Raw genomic sequence first — 19,958 nt, 5'->3', positions numbered from 1 at the left:
TTAATACTGTTTGCAGGACCTTAATAGGGTTCGCTTCTAAATGGGGAATGGCGGTTATGAAATTTCATAACCGCCATTCTTAGTTTAAATTGCTTTGTTTGTTTACATTTTATGTGTTGGTGTAAAACCGTCCTCACTTACTTCGTTCGGAACATAGTCTTCTACCATCAACTGTGCATAATCGGTTGCTTTTCCTTTTGAGAATTTATGAACGATTTTTTCCATGATGTCATAGATTACCGGAACGATAACCAAGGTCAGGAATAACGAACTGATCAAACCTCCAATAATAACCCAGGCCAAACCGTTTTTCCATTCAGCACCGGCACCCGAAGCTAATGCAATCGGTAACATACCGAATACCATCGCGATGGTCGTCATCAAAATCGGACGAAGACGCGCATGGTTTGCCTGAATTAAGGCATCGTGAATTGATTCACCGGCTGCACGACGTTGGTTGGTAAAGTCGACCAACATAATCGCATTCTTACACACCAATCCAATCAACATGATGATCCCCAGGATGGTAAAGATATTCAACGAGTTGTTGGTTAAACCTAAGGCCAGTAACGCACCGATAAACGATAACGGAACCGAGAACAATACCACGAATGGGTGAACGTAACTGTCGTAAAGTCCCACCATTACCAGGTAAACCAAGATAATCGCTGCTAATAATGCAAACCCTAAGGTACCGAAACCTTCGGTTTGGTTTTCCATATCACCACTCCAAACATAGTTTACTCCGGTTGGTTTGTGTAATTTTTCGAAAGCCGATTGCCATTCTGCAGCAACAGTACCGGTTGGACGTCCAACAGTTTGTCCCTGAACGGTAACCGAAGCACTCTTATCACGACGCTCCAACTGACTCGGTCCAGATCCTTCTTTTACCGTAGCAAATTGCGATAATTTGATTTGTTCTCCTTTATTATTAACGAAGATAAGGTTACTTACATCGTTGATGTTCTTTCTGTCGAAAGTATTGTATCGGATATTGATATCGTATTCGTATTCTCCGGCACGGTATTTACCATCGGTATTTCCACTAAAAGCGGTTTGCATCGTCATACCTACAGTTTGAAGTGTAAGACCTAAAGCAGCCATTTTATCACGATCCACCTGAACGTTAACCTCCGGGTTTCCGGTTTCAACGGATAATTTAATCTCCGAAGCTCCTTTAATTTTATATAATTCTTTTTCGGCTGCTTTGGCAAAAACCATCGCGCTGTCTAAAGTGGTACCGGTAACCACCAACGCCAACGGCGCTTCTTCGGCAGTCCCCATGATACTCATACCTACGGTTTTGATTTTCGGACCTACCAAAACGTTTTGCATTTTCAGTTTGGTCTTCGCCGCATATACATATGAGTCATCCTCCCGTTGATCCTGATCCACTAATTTTACACGGATTTCCGATTTATAAGCGGTTGCCTGTGTTCCACCAAAACCTTCACTGGTTTGTCCTACAGTGGTGATCAAACTTTTTACTTCTTTTTGTTTTTTAAGGAAATCTTCCGCTTTTTGCGTCATAAAGTTGGTTTGCTCCAATGAAGCATCTTTTGGCATTTCAATTTGCACTAAGAATTCACCGGCATCCGAACGCGCGAAGAACTCACCACCTACATATCCTCCGGCAACCATATATAAGGAGGCAAAGAATAAACCGGCAACAATTCCTAAGGTCGTTTTCTTATGACCTAAACACCAAACCAAAATATCACTTACCCAGTTGGTGAAACGGGTTAATATTTTTTCGAATCCTAAAATGATACGTCCAAATAAGTTTTTACCTTCAATATGCTCCAGTTTACCGAAACGGGATGATAACCACGGTACAATGGTAAAGGAAGAAAGTAACGATAATAAGGTTGAGATAATTACGGTCACACAGAACTGTGTGATAATGTTCGATACCAATCCGGTACTCATCGCGATCGGTAAGAATACCACCACGATAACCAAGGTAATCGAAACTACGGTTCCACCGATTTCGGACGTCGCATCATACGCGGCGCGAACCCGGTTTTTACCCATCTCCATGTGCCTGTATATATTCTCCAATACCACAATCGCGTCATCCACAAGGATACCTACTACAAGAGAAAGACCTAATAAACTCATTAAGTTTAACGTATAATCAAGGAATACAAATCCGATAAACGTTGCGATTAACGAAGCCGGAATAGATACCATTACGATCAACGAGTTACGTACACTGTGAAGGAAGAACAACATTACAAGGGCTACCAGGATCACCGCAAGAATCAAATCGTGGATAACCGAATCGGCTGCCTGAAGTGTAAACACCGAGCTGTCGTTTGCGATATCCAATTGCAACTGCTGCTCTTTATAATCGACGCGTAGCTTGTTGAGTAAAGCCTGAATATTCTCACTCACTTCCACGGCATTCGCATCGGATTGTTTGATTACCTGAAGGATGATTGCATTTTTCTCATTTACACGAGCAATTTTTTCTACGTCTTTTTGGGTATCCTGTACATCGGCGATATCCATTAGACGAATTTGAACGCCTTTATTATCGGACACAATCAGATTTCGTAATTCGTCTACTGTTTTATATTTACCGGCCAAACGGATCAAAATTTTCTGATCACGTGTTTGGATACTTCCGGTAGGGAAATCCAAATTGGACGTAAGGATTCCTTGTTGTACTTGCGGAATCGATAAACCGTAGCCTTTCATTTTGTTGGCATCCATGTTTACCTGGATTTCACGCTCCTGACCACCAATTAAACGGATCTGCGCCACACCATTTACACGGGATAAAATCGGGCTGATCTTTTTATCGATTAAGTCGAAAAATTCGGCCTCGTTCATTTTGGCATTGGCGGCAATGGTCATGATTGGTAAATCACTAAAGGAGAACTTACTTAATGACGGTTGTTTTACGTCGTCCGGAAGGTCACTCAATACCGCGTTAATCTTACGTTGCGCGTCATTTAACGCATAATCCACATTGGCATTATTGTTTAACTGGATCGCTACAACGGATAAACTTTCGTACGATTTGGAGTCAATTTTTTTAATGTTCTCCAAAGAGGAAATCGCATCCTCAATTTTTTTAGTCACTGTATTTTCCACCTCACCAGGAGAAGCCCCCGGATAGATGGTCGAAATACTGATTACATTATTTTCGAATTTCGGGATCAACTCGTAGCCCAAAAGGCCGTAGCTGAACAATCCCCCTAATGTCAGAATCGTAAAGAGAACGACAATTAGTGACGGGCGTTTTATGGATATTTCTGCTAATTTCATATATTTCTTTAAGTTTTAAGTCAGATGTTGTTGGTGCAACACCGCACTATTTTAAAACCGTAACTTTTGCACCATCAGTTAAGTTGATCTGACCACTAGTGATCACAATATCCCCATCGCTTAATCCGTTAAGGATTTCCACTTTTTCTCCAATGATTCGTCCAGCGGTTACATTTTTCATTTTCGCGGTTCCGTCTTTTTGCATTACAAAAACCTGATTGGCGCTCACACTTCCTACGAAGGCGTTACGTGGTACAATCATTAATGGTGTTTTGTCGCTCGATGAGGAGAATAAAGCCGTACCGTACATACCCGCTTTTAGGTCGTTTCCGGTATTGTTTGCGATTTCGATTTCTACCGGGAAGTTCAGGCTGCTATCGGCTTTTGGCGCGATAAATGTGATTTTTCCGCTGAATTCTTTATCCGGATAAACACTGGCTTTTACTTTAATCGGTGAACCGATTTTAAGTCCGGCGATCTGATCTTCGCTTACCGTTACTTTTAATTTTAACGTCGATACGTTTACCAGTTCGAACAATTGAGTTCCTGGCGAAACTACCGATCCCGGTTCGATAAAACGTTTGTTTACGATTCCGTTGATAGACGATTTGATACTCGCATCACCCAATGTGATTCGGGCTTGTTGCAAATGCGCTTTGGCATTGGCAAGTGCCAGTTTTGCCTGATCCAACTGTTGTTTGGTAACACCACCGGTTTTATAAGCGCTTTCAAAACGTTGCGCGTCGGTAGCGGCATTCTGATACGAAGCTTCTGCATTTTGTAAATCCACGTTGATTTTATCGGCTTTGATAATCGCTAACGTTTGTCCGATACGTACCGGAGTCCCTTCGTCCACTAAAACTTTGGTTACTCTTCCGGAGTTTTCGGCCGAAAAATTCAATTCCTGAGACGGATAGAAATTTCCGTTGGCTACGAAATCCAGAGAAACCGGTTGCGTTTTTACCGTGTCAATTTTGACAACAACCGTAGCATTGGTTTCGGCAACCACGGCTGTTTTCTCTTCATTCTTTGCTTTATTGCTGCTTAACACATAAGCGATCAGGCCTAAAGAACCTAATATAACGACTGCTGTGATAATTTTTCTTTTCATATTGATTGATGGTTATTGATTTAAAAGTGATTTTAGTTCTCCTTTGGACTTGATGATCTGAATTTCGGCCATTTTGTACTCCAATAAGGCAGAAGTGTAGTTGTTTTTTGCTTCTGTTAATGCATTTTCAGAATCCAATAGGTCGGTTAAAGACGCCAGTCCGTTAACGTAATTGTTTTTAGTGTTGCTGAAAACTTCTTGCGCCAGCGTCACATTTTCTTTTTGATTGTTGATCGTGATCAAACTGTTGTTCAATTGCGATTTAGCATTTTCGAATTCCAATCCTAAAGCCAGTTCGGAATCTTTAAGGTCTTCTTCGATTTTTTGTAAACTGATGTCCGCCTGTCTTACTTTAGAACGTGTTGCAAAACCAGTGAATACAGGGATTTTAAGGTTTAATCCGATGGCAGAGAAATCCGACCAGTATACGCCATCGGCTGGTTTGGCACCCAAAGGCATCACAGGACCTTGTCCGATATAGTTATAGTTGGCCGTAAGCGAAAGCGTTGGATAATGCTCGGCTACAAAAGACTCTTTTTGGTATTTTAAAAGTGTTTTTTGTTTTTCAAGTAATTGATATTCGGAACGGTTGGTAACCGATGGTGTTTCGTTTAAAAACGGTTTAACCTGAATGTCTTCTTTTACGATTTCGATAGGTGTAGAAGCCGGTAAGCCAATTAGGAACTTTAACGAGTTTTCCTGCATTTGTACACCATTGACTAACTGTTGTCTGGTAGAGTTTAGGTTGATCAATTTAACATTTACCCGATCCAGATCGATTTTTTTAGCCAATCCGTTTTTAAACTGACCGTCGATGATGTTACGCACTTTGGTTGTGTTTTCCAATGTGCTGTCGATCGTGTTTAATTTTTGTTTTTGTACAAATACCTGATAGTAGGCATTGGCTACTTTTTCGATCACCTGCTCTTCGGTTAACTGTGCATTTACCTGATAGAACTCACGTGTTGATTTGGCTGCTTTTAAACCCGTAAACACCGAATAATCGAAAATATTCTGAGTTAGGGAAGCGCCACCAACCGAATTCCATTTTTGGCCTAACGGAGCCAAAATTGTCGTACCCGGTTGTCCGAAGAAATCACCCGGTAAGGCATTTAACTGTAGGATAGGATTATAAGTAAGGCTTCCGTTCAAACTGATTTGCGGTAAGGCACGGGAACGTACTTCGGCTATTTTGTGATTACTGTTTTCCACTTCCAGCTTGGCCTTTTTGGCGTCGGCTTTATTTTCCAAAGCATATTTCAGCGCGTCCTTTAACGACAAACGCTGTACCTGAGCCTGGGAGAGAATGGCAAAAAATAATAACGCAATTGTTATTCTTGTTTTCATATGATGTTTATTGATTAATGAGTAATTTTTCTAAGGTTTCAAGCCCTTTCGGGGTGGCAATACCCCGAACGTGGTATTCCAACAGTTTTTCATCCAGTTCCTTACGAGTGTACATTTTTTCCGGGAACAATTCAATGTCCATGGTGCTCATGGCGCTGGCGTAATAAATACGTCCAATAAAATCCACATCGATCTCCTGACGGAATAACCCGGCTTCTTTACCGCGGTTCAGGTTGTTGATCACACAAGTGTCCATTTTTTCAAATTGAAGCGATTTTAAACAATCGTGGATTTTAGGATAGTATTTCTGTAACTGGAAAATGGTAGAGGAGTTTTCCTCTTTTATATTGTGCTGCACATAATCTTTAATATCGAATAATTCTTCGATTGGATTTTTACCCAATGCGCAGATCTCGTCAATGCCGGACGATATTTTTTCAAACAAATAGGTAGTCGCAGCTTTTACTAATTCTACTTTTGTAGCGTAGTGTTCGTAAATGGTTTTTTTTGAAATACCCATTTCAGAAGCGATATCATCCATCGTCACACTTTTAAAGCCCAGATTCAGGAACATGTCGGATGCTTTCTCTAAAATTTCGTTTTTCATGGTCAAAAAATTTCGGCAAATGTATAAAGGAAACTTTTAATACTAAAAAAGTTTCCAAAGTTTTTACGATATTTTAACATAAATTTTTTGCTTTGACGGCGCGGATATTTGCGTTACTTTAGCCAAAAATATCAGGCATGCACCCAGTAAGTTATTATCAGACGCTCATTGCAGAACACTTTTCAAAACTTTCGATCGAAAAAGAACCGAGGAATTTATACGACCCGATTGTCTATATTTTATCGTTGGGAGGAAAGCGGATGCGACCGGTTTTAACCCTGATGGCGGCAGAAATTTTCGATACCGATGCCAATCAGGCAATGGCTGCGGCAACCGCAGTGGAGTTGTTTCATAATTTTTCGCTGATTCACGACGATATTATGGACGATGCGCCGTTGCGAAGAGGAAATGAAACGGTTCACGAAAAGTGGGACATCAATACCGGGATTTTGTCAGGTGATGCGATGCTGATTCTGGCCTATCAATATTTTGAACAATACGAACCCCGTATTTTTTCGGCCCTTGCAAGGCTGTTCAGTAAAACTGCTTTGGAGGTTTGTGAAGGACAACAATGGGATGTTGATTTCGAACAGCGAGACGATGTGACCATTCCGGAATACCTGAAAATGATCGAATACAAAACCGCAGTGTTGGTAGGAGCGGCCATGAAAATGGGCGCGATCGTTGCGGGAACAACCGTTGAAAATGCCGATCTGATATACGATTTTGGATTAAATCTGGGGATTGCCTTCCAGTTGCAGGACGATTATCTGGATGCTTTTGGCAATCCGCTGACTTTTGGAAAACAGGTAGGGGGTGACATTATCGAAAACAAAAAAACCTATTTGTATTTAAAAGCACTGGAATTTGCCAATGCCGGAACCAAAGCCGAATTGCAACATTTGTTTTCGATTCAGCCGGTAGATAACAGTGATAAAATTACGTCGGTGAAAAATATTTTTATCGAAACGGGAGCGGCCAAAGTGACGCAGGAAGCGATTGCGATGTATACATTAAAAGCATTCGAGACCCTTGAAAAAATGAATATTTCCGAAGCGAAAAAACAGGAACTAAAAGATTTCGGGGAAAACCTGATGAAACGACAGGTATAATGATGTTTGTAGCGCCCTTAAATACCGATTTACTGCTTTCGGAAGCACAAAAAGAAGACTTGTATCTAAAACTGGTAGAGCAGGTCAATAAAGACTTTAACCTGGCCAATGAAAGCTTGGATTTTGACGTTTCGATTGCGCCAATCGACTTAAAAGTGCGGTTGCATGACAAAATTTACCAGTTAATCCAATATAAATTCGCCGAATACCTAAACCTGTTGTACATCATCGATGTTCCGGAAGAGCAGATCAAAAGTCTGGACGGTTCCGATTTGGTGGAACTGGCCGAACAGGTTACTTTTTTAGTTTTAAAACGCGAATGGCAAAAAGTCTGGTTTAGAAATAAATTCTGACAAAAGGCAAAAATGCCTCGCTATACACATTGTTACTTTCCTTAAACAAAACATTGTAGCGAACTCCGATGGTAAAGTTTTCTACACGATACCCCGCGCCCAGGAATAATGCGGTATTCCAGAAGTCATCTTCGATATGCGGATTGAATTGCGTATAGGTATTATTCACGCGAAGTTGCTCGAGTTCGGCTGATAATTGTATTTCCGGTAGTGGGTTAAAAAGGGTGATAATGCTCGCACCGTAGATGTAGGAATCGTAGTAGTTTTTTTGTTTGACATAACTTCCGCTAAGACCGATTCCGGCTGCGAAATATTCGTTCACCTGATAGACCGCACTTGGGGCGACGTTAATATTTGTAAAGTTATTCCCAAAGTTTAGTCCTAAACCGCCTCCAAACCGCACGTGTTGCCAGAAATCACTTTTTTGAGCCGTTTGTTGATAAACTTGTGCTTTTATTGTAGAAGTCATCATTAAATAAAAGACACAACTCAAAATAATTGTTAAAAAACTGTTGATGCTTGATTTGATGTTCATTTTTAGGAATATTTTATGACATAAAAGTATGAAAAACATTGAAAGATTATTACAATTGTCGTACTTTTGCGAAAAATTTTCTAACAAAAAAGGTCTTTAGACAAAGTTATGGATAGGTTTTCCTTTTTAAACGCGGCACACACTGCATTTTTTGCAGATTTATACGATCAATATTTACAAAATCCAGATAGCGTTGAACCAAGTTGGAGGAGTTTCTTCCAGGGGTTCGATTTTGCGAGCGAATATAGCGAAGGTCCGGTTGAGCAACTGGCAGCAGTAGCAAATGGACAAGCCGATTGTTCTATTGTTTCGGACAAATTACAAAAAGAATTTAACGTTTTAAAATTGATTGATGGTTATCGTACCCGTGGTCATTTGTTTACCAAAACAAACCCGGTTCGCGACAGACGAATTTTTACGCCATCATTGGCAATTGAAAATTTCGGATTAACCACAGCCGATCTAAACACTGTTTTCGATGCAGCGCGGGTAGTAAACCTTAACCCATGTACGCTTCAGGAAATTTTAAACCACCTGAATAAAGTATACTGCGAGTCTATCGGAGTAGAATATATGTATATCCGTGACCCGGAAGTGATTGAATGGATTCAGAAAAGACTGGACATTAACGACAATCACCCCAGTTTTAATGCGGATCAGAAAAAACGAATCCTTAAAAAATTAAACGAAGCGGTTTCTTTCGAAAACTTCCTTCATACGAAATACGTTGGACAAAAACGTTTCTCATTGGAAGGATGTGAGTCGGCGATTCCGGCATTGGATGCTTTGATCGAGACGGCAGCTGAAAAAGGAGTGGAGCAGTTTGTAATGGGAATGGCACACAGAGGTCGTTTGAATGTACTGGCCAATGTTTTCGGAAAAGCAACTCAGGATATTTTCTCGGAATTTGACGGAAAAGATTATGACGATGATGCCTTGTTCGATGGAGACGTAAAATACCACTTGGGATTAACAGCAAACCGTACCACACAAACCGGAAAAAATATCAATATTAACCTGGCGCCAAACCCGTCGCACCTGGAAACAGTTGGAGCGGTAATCGAAGGGATCGCCAGAGCCAAACAAGATCGTTATTTCCCGAACGATACGACAAAAGTATTGCCAATCGCCGTTCATGGTGATGCCGCAGTAGCCGGACAGGGAATTGTATACGAAATCGTTCAGATGGCAAAACTGGACGGTTATAAAACCAACGGAACGATTCACTTAGTGATCAATAATCAGGTTGGATTTACAACGAATTATTTAGACGCGCGTTCGTCTACGTACTGTACCGATATTGCCAAAGTAACCTTGTCGCCGGTACTACACGTAAATGCAGATGATGCAGAAGCAGTAGTGCACGCGATGTTGTTCGCCTTGGATTACCGTATGGAATTTGGATCCGATGTATTTATCGATCTTTTAGGATATAGAAAATATGGCCATAACGAAGGTGATGAGCCTCGTTTTACACAGCCGCAACTTTATAAAATCATCTCAAAACATAAAAATGCAAGAGATATTTATGCAGAGAAATTAAAAGCAGAAAATGTAATCGACAGTAACTATGTTGGAGCATTGGAAGCCGAATATAAAGCGGGATTGGAAGAAAATCTGGAAGCTTCCCGTAAAAAAGATTTAACGATCATCACACCGTTTATGCAGGATGAATGGAAAGGATTTGAGCAGGTGAGTGATGAAGGAATGTTACAGAAATTCGATACGAAAGTAGACAAAGCAGTCTTAACTGATATTGCTAAAGTTGTAACCGAATTACCGTCTGATAAGAAATTTATCAGCAAAATTCAGAAACTGATTAACGACAGAAAAACCATGTTCTTCGAAACGGACAAGTTAGACTGGGCAATGGGCGAAATGTTAGCTTATGGTTCCCTGTTAACCGAAGGATACGATGTGCGTATCTCTGGTCAGGACGTAGAACGCGGAACCTTCTCACACCGTCATGCAGTTGTAAAAGTGGAAGATTCAGAAGAAGAAGTGGTATTGTTAAACCAGTTAAAAGATCAAAAAGGAAAATTCTATATCTATAACTCGTTATTATCGGAATACGGAGTTGTAGGTTTTGATTACGGATATGCTTTGGCTAGCCCGAATACCTTAACAATCTGGGAAGCACAGTTCGGAGATTTCTCGAACGGAGCGCAAATCATGATCGATCAGTATATTTCGGCTGCAGAAGATAAATGGAACAACCAAAACGGATTGGTAATGTTGTTACCGCACGGATACGAAAACCAGGGTGCAGAACACTCTTCGGCCCGTATGGAGCGTTATTTGCAGTTGTGTGCCAAACACAATATGTATGTAGCGGATTGTACCACTCCGGCGAATTTCTTCCACTTGTTGCGTAGACAAATGGTAACCAAGTTCCGTAAACCATTGATTGTATTCACACCGAAGAGTTTGTTACGTCATCCGTTAGCGGTTTCTTCCATTGAGGAATTTGCAACCGGAAACTTCCAGGAAGTGATCGACGACGTAACGGTAAACCCGAACGATGTAAAATCGGTTGTTTTCTGTACGGGTAAATTCTATTACGACCTATTGGCCGAAAGAGAAGAAAAAGGAAGAAACGATGTGGCTTTGGTACGAATCGAACAATTATTCCCGTTACCGGTTGAACAATTAAAAGAAGTATTGGCGAAATATCCGAATGCCGACGATTTCGTTTGGGCACAGGAAGAACCGAAAAACATGGGAGCTTACGGCTATATGCTAATGAATTTTAACGAAGTGAAATTCCGTTTAGCATCGCCAAAAGCTTACAGTGCGCCGGCAGCAGGAAGTTATACCCGTTCCAAAAAACGTCATGCCAATGCAATTGCGATGGTTTTTGACAAAAATTTATTCAATTAAATTGTACATTTGAAATTCAGATAAAAATAACAACACCTTATAAAATTATATACCGATGATTTTAGAAATGAAAGTCCCTTCACCGGGGGAATCGATCACAGAAGTTGAAATCGCAACGTGGTTGGTAAAAGACGGAGATTATGTAGAAAAAGATCAGGCTATTGCAGAGGTTGATTCCGATAAGGCAACCCTGGAGTTACCAGCGGAAGCGAGTGGTATTATTACCCTTAAAGCGGAAGAAGGTGATGCCGTTGCAGTAGGTCAGGTAGTTTGTTTAATCGATACAGGAGCCGCAAAACCGGAAGGTGGCGCAGCAGCACCTGCAAAAGAAGAAAAAGCCGTTGAAGCTCCTAAGGCTGAAGCTCCAAAAGCAGCTCCGGCACCGGCAGCTACTACATATGCTACGGGAACACCATCTCCGGCAGCACGAAAAATTCTTGATGAGAAAAACATTCAGCCTGCAGAAATCGTTGGTACAGGTAAAGGTGGAAGAATTACAAAAGATGATGCGGTAAATGCAGTTCCATCTATGGGTACGCCTACAGGTGGAAGCAGAGGATCGGAAAGAACAAAATTATCCATGTTGCGTCGTAAAGTAGCGGAAAGATTGGTTTCTGCTAAAAACGAAACAGCCATGTTGACGACGTTCAACGAAGTGGATATGAGTGCGATCTATGCTTTACGCGAAGAATATAAAGAAGCTTTCAAAGCAAAACACGGATTGGGATTAGGATTCATGTCTTTCTTTACAAAAGCGGTTACAAGAGCGTTACAACTATATCCGGATGTAAACTCTATGATCGACGGACAAGAGAAAATTTCATACGATTTCTGTGATATTTCCGTAGCGGTTTCTGGTCCGAAAGGATTAATGGTACCGGTTGTACGTAGTGCAGAATTGTTAACTTTCAGAGGTGTGGAAGCAGAAATCAAACGTTTGGCGATTCGTGCCCGTGACGGACAAATCACGGTGGATGAAATGACAGGTGGTACATTTACGATTTCAAATGGAGGTGTATTTGGAAGTATGTTGTCAACACCAATCATCAACCCGCCACAATCCGGTATTTTAGGAATGCACAATGTGGTAGAACGCGCGGTAGTTAAAAACGGACAGATCGTTATTGCTCCAGTGATGTTTGTAGCCTTGTCATATGATCACAGAATTATTGATGGCCGTGAATCTGTTGGATTCTTAGTGGCTGTAAAAGAAGCGTTGGAAAACCCGGTAGAAATCTTAATGGATAACAATCCTAAAAAAGCTTTAGAGCTATAAATAAGATTTTCCGATACGATAAAAAACCACGCATTTTGCGTGGTTTTTTTATGCCTGTAACCGAACCGATTTAAAAAAGATTAAATAACCTTTAAAAGAAAAAATACGAACAAAAGCAAAAAACAATATTTTTGTGACAGATTAAGTAAGAAAAAATAAATGAAACAGAAACGAAAATCGGCAGCGATTGGTTTTATATTTATAACCATGCTCATCGATATTACCGGTTGGGGGATTATCATTCCGGTGATCCCAAAACTGATCGAAGAGTTGATACAAGGCGACGTTAGTGTGGCATCCAAATATGGCGGATGGTTGACATTTGCCTATGCCTTTACCCAATTTATTTTCGCCCCGGTAATCGGAAACCTAAGCGATAAATATGGACGAAGACCCATTATATTGGTTTCCCTTTTGGGATTTGCACTGGATTATTTGCTGTTGTCGTTTGCGCCGACTATCACCTGGTTGTTTATAGGGCGGATTCTGGCCGGTATCACCGGAGCGAGTATTACCACAGCCTCAGCTTATATTGCCGATATCAGTACCACTGAAGACCGGGCAAAAAACTTCGGAATGATCGGAGCGGCTTTTGGCCTCGGATTTATTATCGGACCGGTAATTGGTGGTGTATTGGGGCAATATGGCGCGCGGGTTCCGTTTTATGCAGCTGCCGTTTTGTGTGCAATCAACTTCCTGTATGGATTATTTGTTCTTCCGGAGTCGCTGACCAAAGAAAACCGACGTCCTTTCGACTGGAAAAGAGCAAACCCGGTAGGATCGTTGTTAAACCTGAAAAAATACCCGTCTTTAATTGGGTTGGTGGTGTCCATGGCGATATTGTACATTGCGGCACACGCTGTTCACAGTAACTGGAGTTTCTTTACGATGTACCGTTTCCATTGGGACGAAAAAATGGTCGGAATTTCATTAGGAGCCATTGGATTACTGGTTGGTTTGGTTCAGGGAGGTTTAATCCGGTGGATCAATCCAAAACTTGGAAATGAGAAAAGTATTTATATGGGGATGTTTTTGTATACCATCGGAATGTTCCTGTTTGCCTTTGCCTATGAAGGCTGGATGATGTTGATGTTCCTGGTACCGTACTGTCTGGGAGGTATCGCCGGACCTGCATTGCAATCGGTTATAACCAGTCATGTGCCACCAACGGAGCAAGGTGAATTACAAGGAACTTTAACGAGTTTGATGAGTGTAACGTCCATTATCGGGCCGCCATTAATGACCAATACGTTTTACTTTTTTACCCACGACCAAGCGCCGTTCCAATTTCCGGGTGCGCCCTTTTTGTTGGGAGGAACTTTGATGTTGATCAGTACCATAATATCCTATTCGGTATTCCGGAAAGGAAAATTATAGATAGTATTTGTTTACAATAAAAAAAACCTGTCGGGATGTGTTCTGACAGGTTTTTTGTTTTTCAGGCCTCAATTTTCTGAAGCATATTAAGTGAAGCTTCCAGACTGAGATTGTGATAATCGGGATTGTAATTGTCCCAGATTTTCCAGGTGTTATGTTGTTTCTTGATAAAATACGTCTGTAGATCTACTTTGTTATAGGTATTGCTAATCGTGCCGGTTGCGTCGCGCCATTCCAGATTCCAGCGTTCTTTGGTTGAAATTACAGTCAGTGTATCGTCAATACGCGTAATCCGGAAATCATAGATTTCGAATTTCGACCGATTGTTATCGGTGTTTAAAAAGAGGTTTAATTTAGCATATTTTTCCAATAGTCCTGTGATACGTTGCGTTAGTGGACCGTCTTCAAAAATAAAATCCGATAAACGACTGAGGTTTACTTCAGGAAGTTTTAACAGACATTGAAATTCATCTTCACAAAATTGGTGGATAAGATGTTCAAAATAGGCAGTATGTTCGTCGGTACTATCGAATAACGAAATGAGATGTGTTCTTTCCTTATGGTTCGCGATAAAATTGTTTAGGGAAGCATAACCGATAAAAATAGCCAGTTTGTCCAATGTTTTCAGGAAACGCAAATCGGAGTTTTCTTTGGTTTCGTAATCATTCGTAAAAATACGATGTAAGGTAGTACTTGAAATAGTGGTTCCCAGTTCGTTTTTCCGGTTTCCCTGAAGGTATTCCGACCGCGATAGGCTGTCGGCTATAAGCTCCGAAAGGATGATGTACTGGGCTCGTTTCCATGATTTGACACTAGATAAAGTACTGTTAAGAACGGAAGGATGGGTTTGAATTCCTTTTTTGAGTTGCTCAATAATCAGTTTCATTTTTAGTTAGTTAATGGGTTAGATTTTAATTTATTTTGGGTTTAGTGTCATTAAATAAAATAAATTAGTTTGAGCTATTTTGTTAGGTAATTGGTGGTTGTTTTAACAAAATACATGTAAATATAAATAAATTTAACTAATTTGGCTGATGTTTTATTTTGTCTTTTGTGTGTGAAATAATTTTCATAATAAGATTGAAAAATGGAAAAAGATTGAAATGAAAGGAGAATCAAACAAGGTAACAGGATGGCAGTTTGAGGATATAACAACAAAAAACGGAACCTTTTGAGTTCCGTTTTTAAATGATTTGCTTTATTGATTTCTTATTCGTAGTAAACGATGGTATATCGAAAAATAGTTTAGAATGGAAAAATAGGAGTCAGCGTCATTGAAAGATCGGCATCATTTTTACGATATTCATCCTGATACGTCAACGGTACTAAATTCCACTCTCCCTTATCTTTAAACTCTTTAACAATACTTTGTATGGATTCTTTAGCTGCTTCTCTGTCGGGATTTCTTAAGTGGGTTGCGGTTTGCCATTTCTTCGAAACAGGCTTGATGCTCACCAATAAAATTTCTTCTAAATTCAGTTGTAATTTTTGCGGAACGGTTTGAGAAGCTACGCCTAGTAAAACCACAAAACCATCCTCCTCTATAAAATCTTTTGGAGTCAAAAAGCTTGATAAATCCTGATTGGCATTGTTTTCTTTATTGACCCAAAGCTCAACACTTTTTTCGCTAAATTGTATAGGCGCTTCTCCGTGATCTTCCATTAACGGTTTAAAATTACCCTGGCCAATTGCCATTTGAGAAGTTCTGTTTATAAGGGCTACGGCAAAATGTTCGTGAATTACTTCATACGGAATAGCACCGTGAAATTCCATATATAATTCTGCGCCAATCCCGTTATATTCAAGATCTCCATCTTCATCAGGATTGCTATAAATATCGGAAAGCCCATCCGTAATTAAAATAGTAGATTCCGGTGCATAGATAACCCTCATTGTGCAGGAATTGTGAGTGGAACTGGATCCCGGCCATGAATGATTACTGTCATCTACTCTTAAATAAATAATACGGTCCTCTAATTTTCCTAAAGAATTAAAAAAGGCATGTCTTTGTTTTTTGCATTCTTCCGAAGCCTCTTTTCGTTTTTTATAGTCCGGATCTAATTCAATTTGAGCTACCGTTAAAAGCTCTAATCCATACGTTTCAAATGCCGGATCGGTTTTTGCTTTTATAGTATCATTTTCATAGATAAAATAAAGACGCTCTATTTTTTCCTCTAATTGATGGTAAATAGAAAGAATGTCTTCTTTCTGTCCAAAATGATCAAATGAACTTATTTGATCATCATAATAATAAGTTACATCAGTAAACATTCCTATTTCATCAGCTTCTTTTTTAAAATGAAACAATGCTTCTGCTTTATAGGAGGAAGCCAGGTCATCGCAATCCGACAATTTCCGTAAAGTACTTATAGTATTCTCTTTTATACTTTCAAGCAACATTGGGATCGTGTATTTTTCTGCGTTAATCAGTTCTCCTTTTTTAAAAGTGTATTTTATTTTGGAATGTTCAGGGAAAAAATCAGAAAGTTTAAAAAGATTACAGGCATCAATTGGGATAATATGTGCTATAATTTCTTCCGGAGTGTATTTTTCTGAATAATAAGAGCTGTGGCGAATTCCATTTTCGTAAAAATAAATGCGCCCGCGGGAACTTCCGTATGCCGTTTTAAGAGCTTCAAAATGATAGGTACGGCCTTCAACCAATAATGGGGCTATTTTTTCAGAAAGTGCCACAATTATTTGTTGTGCTTCCTCAGAATTCAGGTATTCGTTTTTCATACAATATTGTTTTTTCAGGTTGGCAAGAATTATAAAACAGACGAGATGAATCCGTACATTTTCCGACTGGAAAAATAGCACAAAAAATGTAACGTTTAAAAAAATGTAAGAAAAAAAGTATGATTATAAGTTTGTTAAAAAAGCATGGATTAGATAGTTTAAACGATAACCCAAAGTGGATGTCGGAGTTTAATACGTAAAAGATAGATCAAGATATATTTAGTGCCGAAATTCAATATAGAATAAACATAAAGCCTCCGTTGTCGGGAGGCCTGTGTTTTATTCTTTTATAACTTTAAAGGTCTTGTTTTGATTGTTGACGGTGATCCGAACGAGGTAAATTCCTTTGGAAAGATTCGAAAAATCAATTTCGTGTAAAGTGGTATTTACGTTGCGGTCGAAAACAATCTGACCTAACAAATTCGAAATCGTTATTCCGGTAAAAGCCTCCGGATTCGAAATGGTCAGGCTATTGGTTACCGGGTTTGGGGAAAAGCGTAACTTTTCAAAAGTAAAATCGACATCACTTAACGTTACCGTTGTGCTAATCGAAAACGGCGGACACGCGGATTGTATCGGAATAATCGTTATCGTATGATTGCCAACGGCTACGTTTTGAAAAATGGGACTGCTTTGTGCGGGGCCATTGTCCAGTTGGTATTGGAAACTACCCGGATTGTCCACAGTGATCGTTACCGTTTGGTTGTTTGTCGTTGCAGTTGCTGTCAGTGTGGAAGATGGAAGTAATGTCGCTGTTGCTGTCGACTGGCAACCGGTGGTGCTATTAGTGACTGTTACGCTATATACGCCAGGAGTAGTGGTGCTATAGGTATTTCCGTTGGCGCCATCGATCGGATTATTTCCCAACGACCACTCAAAATCGTAGTCCGTATCGGATAATTGACTATCAAAAATATGAGGTACACTGGATTGTGTACTCGGATCAAAACAGAGCGTAGCGTCATGTAGTTCGACTTCCGGCGTTGGAAGCGCGATGACATTTAACAAGGCGTAGTGAACACAGCGTTCAATAGTGCTATACACTTTAACAATAATAGACGTTTGAAACGGGGTCGTATTGATATAACTTTCCGGATTGGGTATCAGGTTCGCTTCACTACCGATTACATTGGAATTCTTATAATAGGCGACAGAATAAAAGGAAGTATCCAAACCAGTTAAAATAAGATTACTATGAGCCGTAAGGTCGAATGTTGCATATCCGTCATTATCGGTATCGCAAACCGATAAATCCGGTATAGGGAGTACAAGTGGTATAGAAGTGTAAACATCAAGCCTTGGTGTCCAGCTACTATTTTCCGATTCAGAACATTTTGCCCGTACATAAAAATCGTAGGATGTACATTGTTCAAGGTTGGTAACGGTATAGGGATTGGAATTGGTAATGGTACCTGTAGAAGAAGCCGTAGGCGCGGGACTTCCGTTAGGAAGTATAATAATTTCCCACTGTGTTTCACTTCCGGCAGACATTGATAAAAGTGATATCGAATAGGATGTGGAGGCAGCGGGAAGTACAATCGAAGGTGCCGGACAATTTTGCCCCGCCGCAAAATTGTTGATCAATATAAAAAGCAATAGGGTTAAGGAGTAGTTTTTCTTCATAGGTATTGGTTTTCAGTAGGCTGGTTTTTCAAAGCTATTAAAAATCGTACAAAATACACAAAGGATTTCTAAAAAAAGCCTCCGTATTGGGAGGCTTTCGACTTATTCTTTTACGATTTTAAAGGTCTTGATTTGATTGTTGACGGTGATCCGAACCAGATAAATTCCTTTGGAAAGATTCGAAAAATCAATTTCGTGTAAAGTGGTATTTACGGTACGATCGAAAACAATCTGACCTAACAAATTCGAAATCGTTATTCCGGTAAAAGCCTCCGGATTCGAAATGGTTAGACTAGTGGTAACCGGATTCGGATAGTAGGCTAATTTCTTAAAGTTAAAATCTTCGTTACCCAATGCTGTTAACTGAACCGTCACAGCCAAACGATCCGGACTTTCAATACCATTAATGGTTTGCGAAGCATAATAGGTAGTATTGTGCGTTAAAACGGTAGTCAAGGGTAACGGTGTTTGAGTCGTTGTTGTTAAACCGGGAGCCGAAGGAGTGGCATACCAATGAATGTTTTGTCCGTTAACAACCAGATTGGCTAAGGTTTGTCCTTGTGTAAATGTTTGTGTCGATTGTCCACGTGGTGCCGAAGGTGTCGTCACCTGTACGGTTAGGTACATAGGGGAACAACTGGAATTAACAGGGATCACAGCAATAGTGTGGGTTCCTAAGGTTACATTTTCAAAAATATTGCTCGATTGTGCCGGTTCATTGTCGATCTGATACTGGTAATTTCCAGGTCCGGCAGCATTGATTGTAATAGTTTGATCATCTATAGAAGCAGTAGCGTTTACAGCATTGGAATAAGTCAGTAAAATTGTAGCCGTAGCGGTACATCCTGTAGCACTGTTTTCTACGGAAACAGTATAGGTTCCTTCGGTTGTTGCCGAAAAGGAGTTCCCGGTTGCTCCGGCAATGATTACCGAGTCTTTATGCCATTGGAATAAATATCCATTGGCTGGTAAATTAGTGTTAATGCTATAAGGGGTGGCGGTACTGTTTATTTGATCATAGCAGATTTGACCATTTGCCGGTAAATAAACACTTGGTGAATTTGTTGTTCTGATGTAGAAACTGCCAATCGCAAAACATCCTGAAGTGTTGTTTTCTACCCGAACATAAATTTGCATTTGCTGTGGATTGATATTTACATAGTTTGTCGGCGAAGCCAAAGCATATGCATTGGTATACGCGTGGGATATTGTTTCAAAAAAAGTTACGGTATATTCAGAAGGATTAAGGCCGAATAAAATGGCGTAATTATTCGAAGTTAAGTCAAATGTGGCAATACCGTCCATATTGGCATCGCAAACTTCCAAATCCGGAATATCAGAATTAACCCCTAAATTGGTTGAAAAAGGCATTGCCGCCGTCCAATTGCTGCTTTCTGTTGGAGTACAAATAGCTTTTACATATGCATTGTAAGTGGTACATCCGATAAGATTGGTCACCACAAAAGGGTTGCTGGTTACAACAATTCCGGTTGTAGTACTGTTTGGAGCTGCCGTTCCGGCGGGAGTGATATAGACTTCCCATTGTGTTGTGGCGGAACCTGTCCAGCTGATCACGGCAGAATTCGAGGTGATATTGGTCACCGCGACGTTACCCGGTACGGGACAAACTTGCCCCATAACGACAGTCATTACAAGTGATACGAGTAAGGAAAATAAGTAGTTTTTCTTCATAAGGTCAAATAGTTGCTAATTTGACTCTAA

The 19,958-nt window shown here is 40.2% G+C and carries 14 protein-coding genes; 5 read left to right on the top strand and 9 right to left on the bottom strand.

Going from position 1 to position 19,958, the window contains the following annotated elements:
- Nucleotides 1-102: 102 nt before the first annotated feature.
- Genes ABFU83_RS13765 through ABFU83_RS13750 form a run of 4 tightly spaced genes read right to left on the bottom strand, consistent with a single transcriptional unit; the run spans nt 103 to nt 6,341 of the window.
- Complete coding sequence (locus ABFU83_RS13765; protein WP_347066757.1) at nt 103-3,276, bottom strand: efflux RND transporter permease subunit; 3,174 nt, start codon at nt 3,274-3,276, stop codon at nt 103-105.
- Between the two features lie 46 nt (nt 3,277-3,322).
- Nucleotides 3,323-4,387 (bottom strand): efflux RND transporter periplasmic adaptor subunit, encoded by a 1,065-nt coding sequence (locus tag ABFU83_RS13760; protein ID WP_347066755.1) that lies wholly within the window; start codon nt 4,385-4,387, stop codon nt 3,323-3,325.
- A 12-nt stretch (nt 4,388-4,399) separates the two neighbouring features.
- Nucleotides 4,400-5,734: a TolC family protein gene (locus ABFU83_RS13755; protein WP_347066754.1), complete on the bottom strand. Its 1,335-nt coding sequence runs from the start codon at nt 5,732-5,734 to the stop codon at nt 4,400-4,402.
- A 7-nt stretch (nt 5,735-5,741) separates the two neighbouring features.
- Nucleotides 5,742-6,341, bottom strand: a complete 600-nt coding sequence (locus ABFU83_RS13750) for a TetR/AcrR family transcriptional regulator (RefSeq protein WP_347066752.1) — start codon at nt 6,339-6,341, stop codon at nt 5,742-5,744.
- A gap of 137 nt (nt 6,342-6,478) precedes the next feature.
- On the opposite strand from ABFU83_RS13750, the gene ABFU83_RS13745 reads away from it, so the two are divergent.
- Nucleotides 6,479-7,453: a polyprenyl synthetase family protein gene (locus ABFU83_RS13745; protein WP_347066750.1), complete on the top strand. Its 975-nt coding sequence runs from the start codon at nt 6,479-6,481 to the stop codon at nt 7,451-7,453.
- A gap of 2 nt (nt 7,454-7,455) precedes the next feature.
- The gene (locus tag ABFU83_RS13740; protein WP_347070221.1) at nt 7,456-7,806 is read left to right on the top strand and encodes a hypothetical protein; all 351 of its coding nucleotides are present in this window, start codon (nt 7,456-7,458) and stop codon (nt 7,804-7,806) included.
- Here the strand turns inward: ABFU83_RS13740 and ABFU83_RS13735 are convergent.
- Entirely contained in the window at nt 7,790-8,341 is a 552-nt protein-coding gene (locus ABFU83_RS13735; RefSeq protein WP_347066748.1) for a hypothetical protein, read from the bottom strand. The two genes, ABFU83_RS13740 and ABFU83_RS13735, sit on opposite strands and share 17 nt — an antisense overlap.
- Nucleotides 8,342-8,449: 108 nt before the next feature.
- Here ABFU83_RS13735 and ABFU83_RS13730 point away from each other — a divergent pair, with 108 nt between their 5' ends.
- The 3 genes from ABFU83_RS13730 (at nt 8,450) to ABFU83_RS13720 (ending at nt 13,874) form a co-directional block, all read left to right on the top strand.
- Nucleotides 8,450-11,221: a 2-oxoglutarate dehydrogenase E1 component gene (locus ABFU83_RS13730; RefSeq protein ID WP_347066747.1), complete on the top strand. Its 2,772-nt coding sequence runs from the start codon at nt 8,450-8,452 to the stop codon at nt 11,219-11,221.
- Nucleotides 11,222-11,276: 55 nt separating this feature from the next.
- On the top strand, nt 11,277-12,497 hold the full coding sequence (gene odhB / locus ABFU83_RS13725) for a 2-oxoglutarate dehydrogenase complex dihydrolipoyllysine-residue succinyltransferase (RefSeq protein ID WP_347066745.1): 1,221 nt from the start codon (nt 11,277-11,279) through the stop codon (nt 12,495-12,497).
- Between the two features lie 159 nt (nt 12,498-12,656).
- Complete coding sequence (locus tag ABFU83_RS13720) at nt 12,657-13,874, top strand: TCR/Tet family MFS transporter (RefSeq protein ID WP_347066744.1); 1,218 nt, start codon at nt 12,657-12,659, stop codon at nt 13,872-13,874.
- A 61-nt stretch (nt 13,875-13,935) separates the two neighbouring features.
- Here ABFU83_RS13720 and ABFU83_RS13715 read toward each other — a convergent pair whose 3' ends face one another.
- The 4 genes from ABFU83_RS13715 to ABFU83_RS13700 all read right to left on the bottom strand — a co-directional run bounded on the left by ABFU83_RS13715 (nt 13,936) and on the right by ABFU83_RS13700 (nt 19,928).
- Entirely contained in the window at nt 13,936-14,760 is an 825-nt protein-coding gene (locus ABFU83_RS13715) for a hypothetical protein (RefSeq protein ID WP_347066743.1), read from the bottom strand.
- A gap of 359 nt (nt 14,761-15,119) precedes the next feature.
- The gene (locus tag ABFU83_RS13710; protein ID WP_347066741.1) at nt 15,120-16,613 is read right to left on the bottom strand and encodes a hypothetical protein; all 1,494 of its coding nucleotides are present in this window, start codon (nt 16,611-16,613) and stop codon (nt 15,120-15,122) included.
- Between the two features lie 279 nt (nt 16,614-16,892).
- Nucleotides 16,893-18,236, bottom strand: a complete 1,344-nt coding sequence (locus tag ABFU83_RS13705) for a T9SS type A sorting domain-containing protein (RefSeq protein WP_347066739.1) — start codon at nt 18,234-18,236, stop codon at nt 16,893-16,895.
- Between the two features lie 102 nt (nt 18,237-18,338).
- Nucleotides 18,339-19,928: a T9SS type A sorting domain-containing protein gene (locus tag ABFU83_RS13700; RefSeq protein ID WP_347066738.1), complete on the bottom strand. Its 1,590-nt coding sequence runs from the start codon at nt 19,926-19,928 to the stop codon at nt 18,339-18,341.
- Nucleotides 19,929-19,958: the final 30 nt, after the last annotated feature.

The organism is Flavobacterium sp. WV_118_3 (assembly GCF_039778605.1).
Taxonomy (GTDB): Bacteria; Bacteroidota; Bacteroidia; order Flavobacteriales; family Flavobacteriaceae; genus Flavobacterium.
The sequence above is the reverse complement of the archived record's forward strand: the minus strand, read 5'-3'. Positions and strand labels throughout refer to the sequence as shown.

Coding starts and splice junctions, on each gene's coding strand:
- ABFU83_RS13765 (WP_347066757.1), bottom strand. CDS start 3,276: ATGAAATTAGCAGAAATATCCATAAAACGCCCGTCACTAATTGTCGTT.
- ABFU83_RS13760 (WP_347066755.1), bottom strand. CDS start 4,387: ATGAAAAGAAAAATTATCACAGCAGTCGTTATATTAGGTTCTTTAGGC.
- ABFU83_RS13755 (WP_347066754.1), bottom strand. CDS start 5,734: ATGAAAACAAGAATAACAATTGCGTTATTATTTTTTGCCATTCTCTCC.
- ABFU83_RS13750 (WP_347066752.1), bottom strand. CDS start 6,341: ATGAAAAACGAAATTTTAGAGAAAGCATCCGACATGTTCCTGAATCTG.
- ABFU83_RS13745 (WP_347066750.1), top strand. CDS start 6,479: ATGCACCCAGTAAGTTATTATCAGACGCTCATTGCAGAACACTTTTCA.
- ABFU83_RS13740 (WP_347070221.1), top strand. CDS start 7,456: ATGTTTGTAGCGCCCTTAAATACCGATTTACTGCTTTCGGAAGCACAA.
- ABFU83_RS13735 (WP_347066748.1), bottom strand. CDS start 8,341: ATGAACATCAAATCAAGCATCAACAGTTTTTTAACAATTATTTTGAGT.
- ABFU83_RS13730 (WP_347066747.1), top strand. CDS start 8,450: ATGGATAGGTTTTCCTTTTTAAACGCGGCACACACTGCATTTTTTGCA.
- odhB (WP_347066745.1), top strand. CDS start 11,277: ATGATTTTAGAAATGAAAGTCCCTTCACCGGGGGAATCGATCACAGAA.
- ABFU83_RS13720 (WP_347066744.1), top strand. CDS start 12,657: ATGAAACAGAAACGAAAATCGGCAGCGATTGGTTTTATATTTATAACC.
- ABFU83_RS13715 (WP_347066743.1), bottom strand. CDS start 14,760: ATGAAACTGATTATTGAGCAACTCAAAAAAGGAATTCAAACCCATCCT.
- ABFU83_RS13710 (WP_347066741.1), bottom strand. CDS start 16,613: ATGAAAAACGAATACCTGAATTCTGAGGAAGCACAACAAATAATTGTG.
- ABFU83_RS13705 (WP_347066739.1), bottom strand. CDS start 18,236: ATGAAGAAAAACTACTCCTTAACCCTATTGCTTTTTATATTGATCAAC.
- ABFU83_RS13700 (WP_347066738.1), bottom strand. CDS start 19,928: ATGAAGAAAAACTACTTATTTTCCTTACTCGTATCACTTGTAATGACT.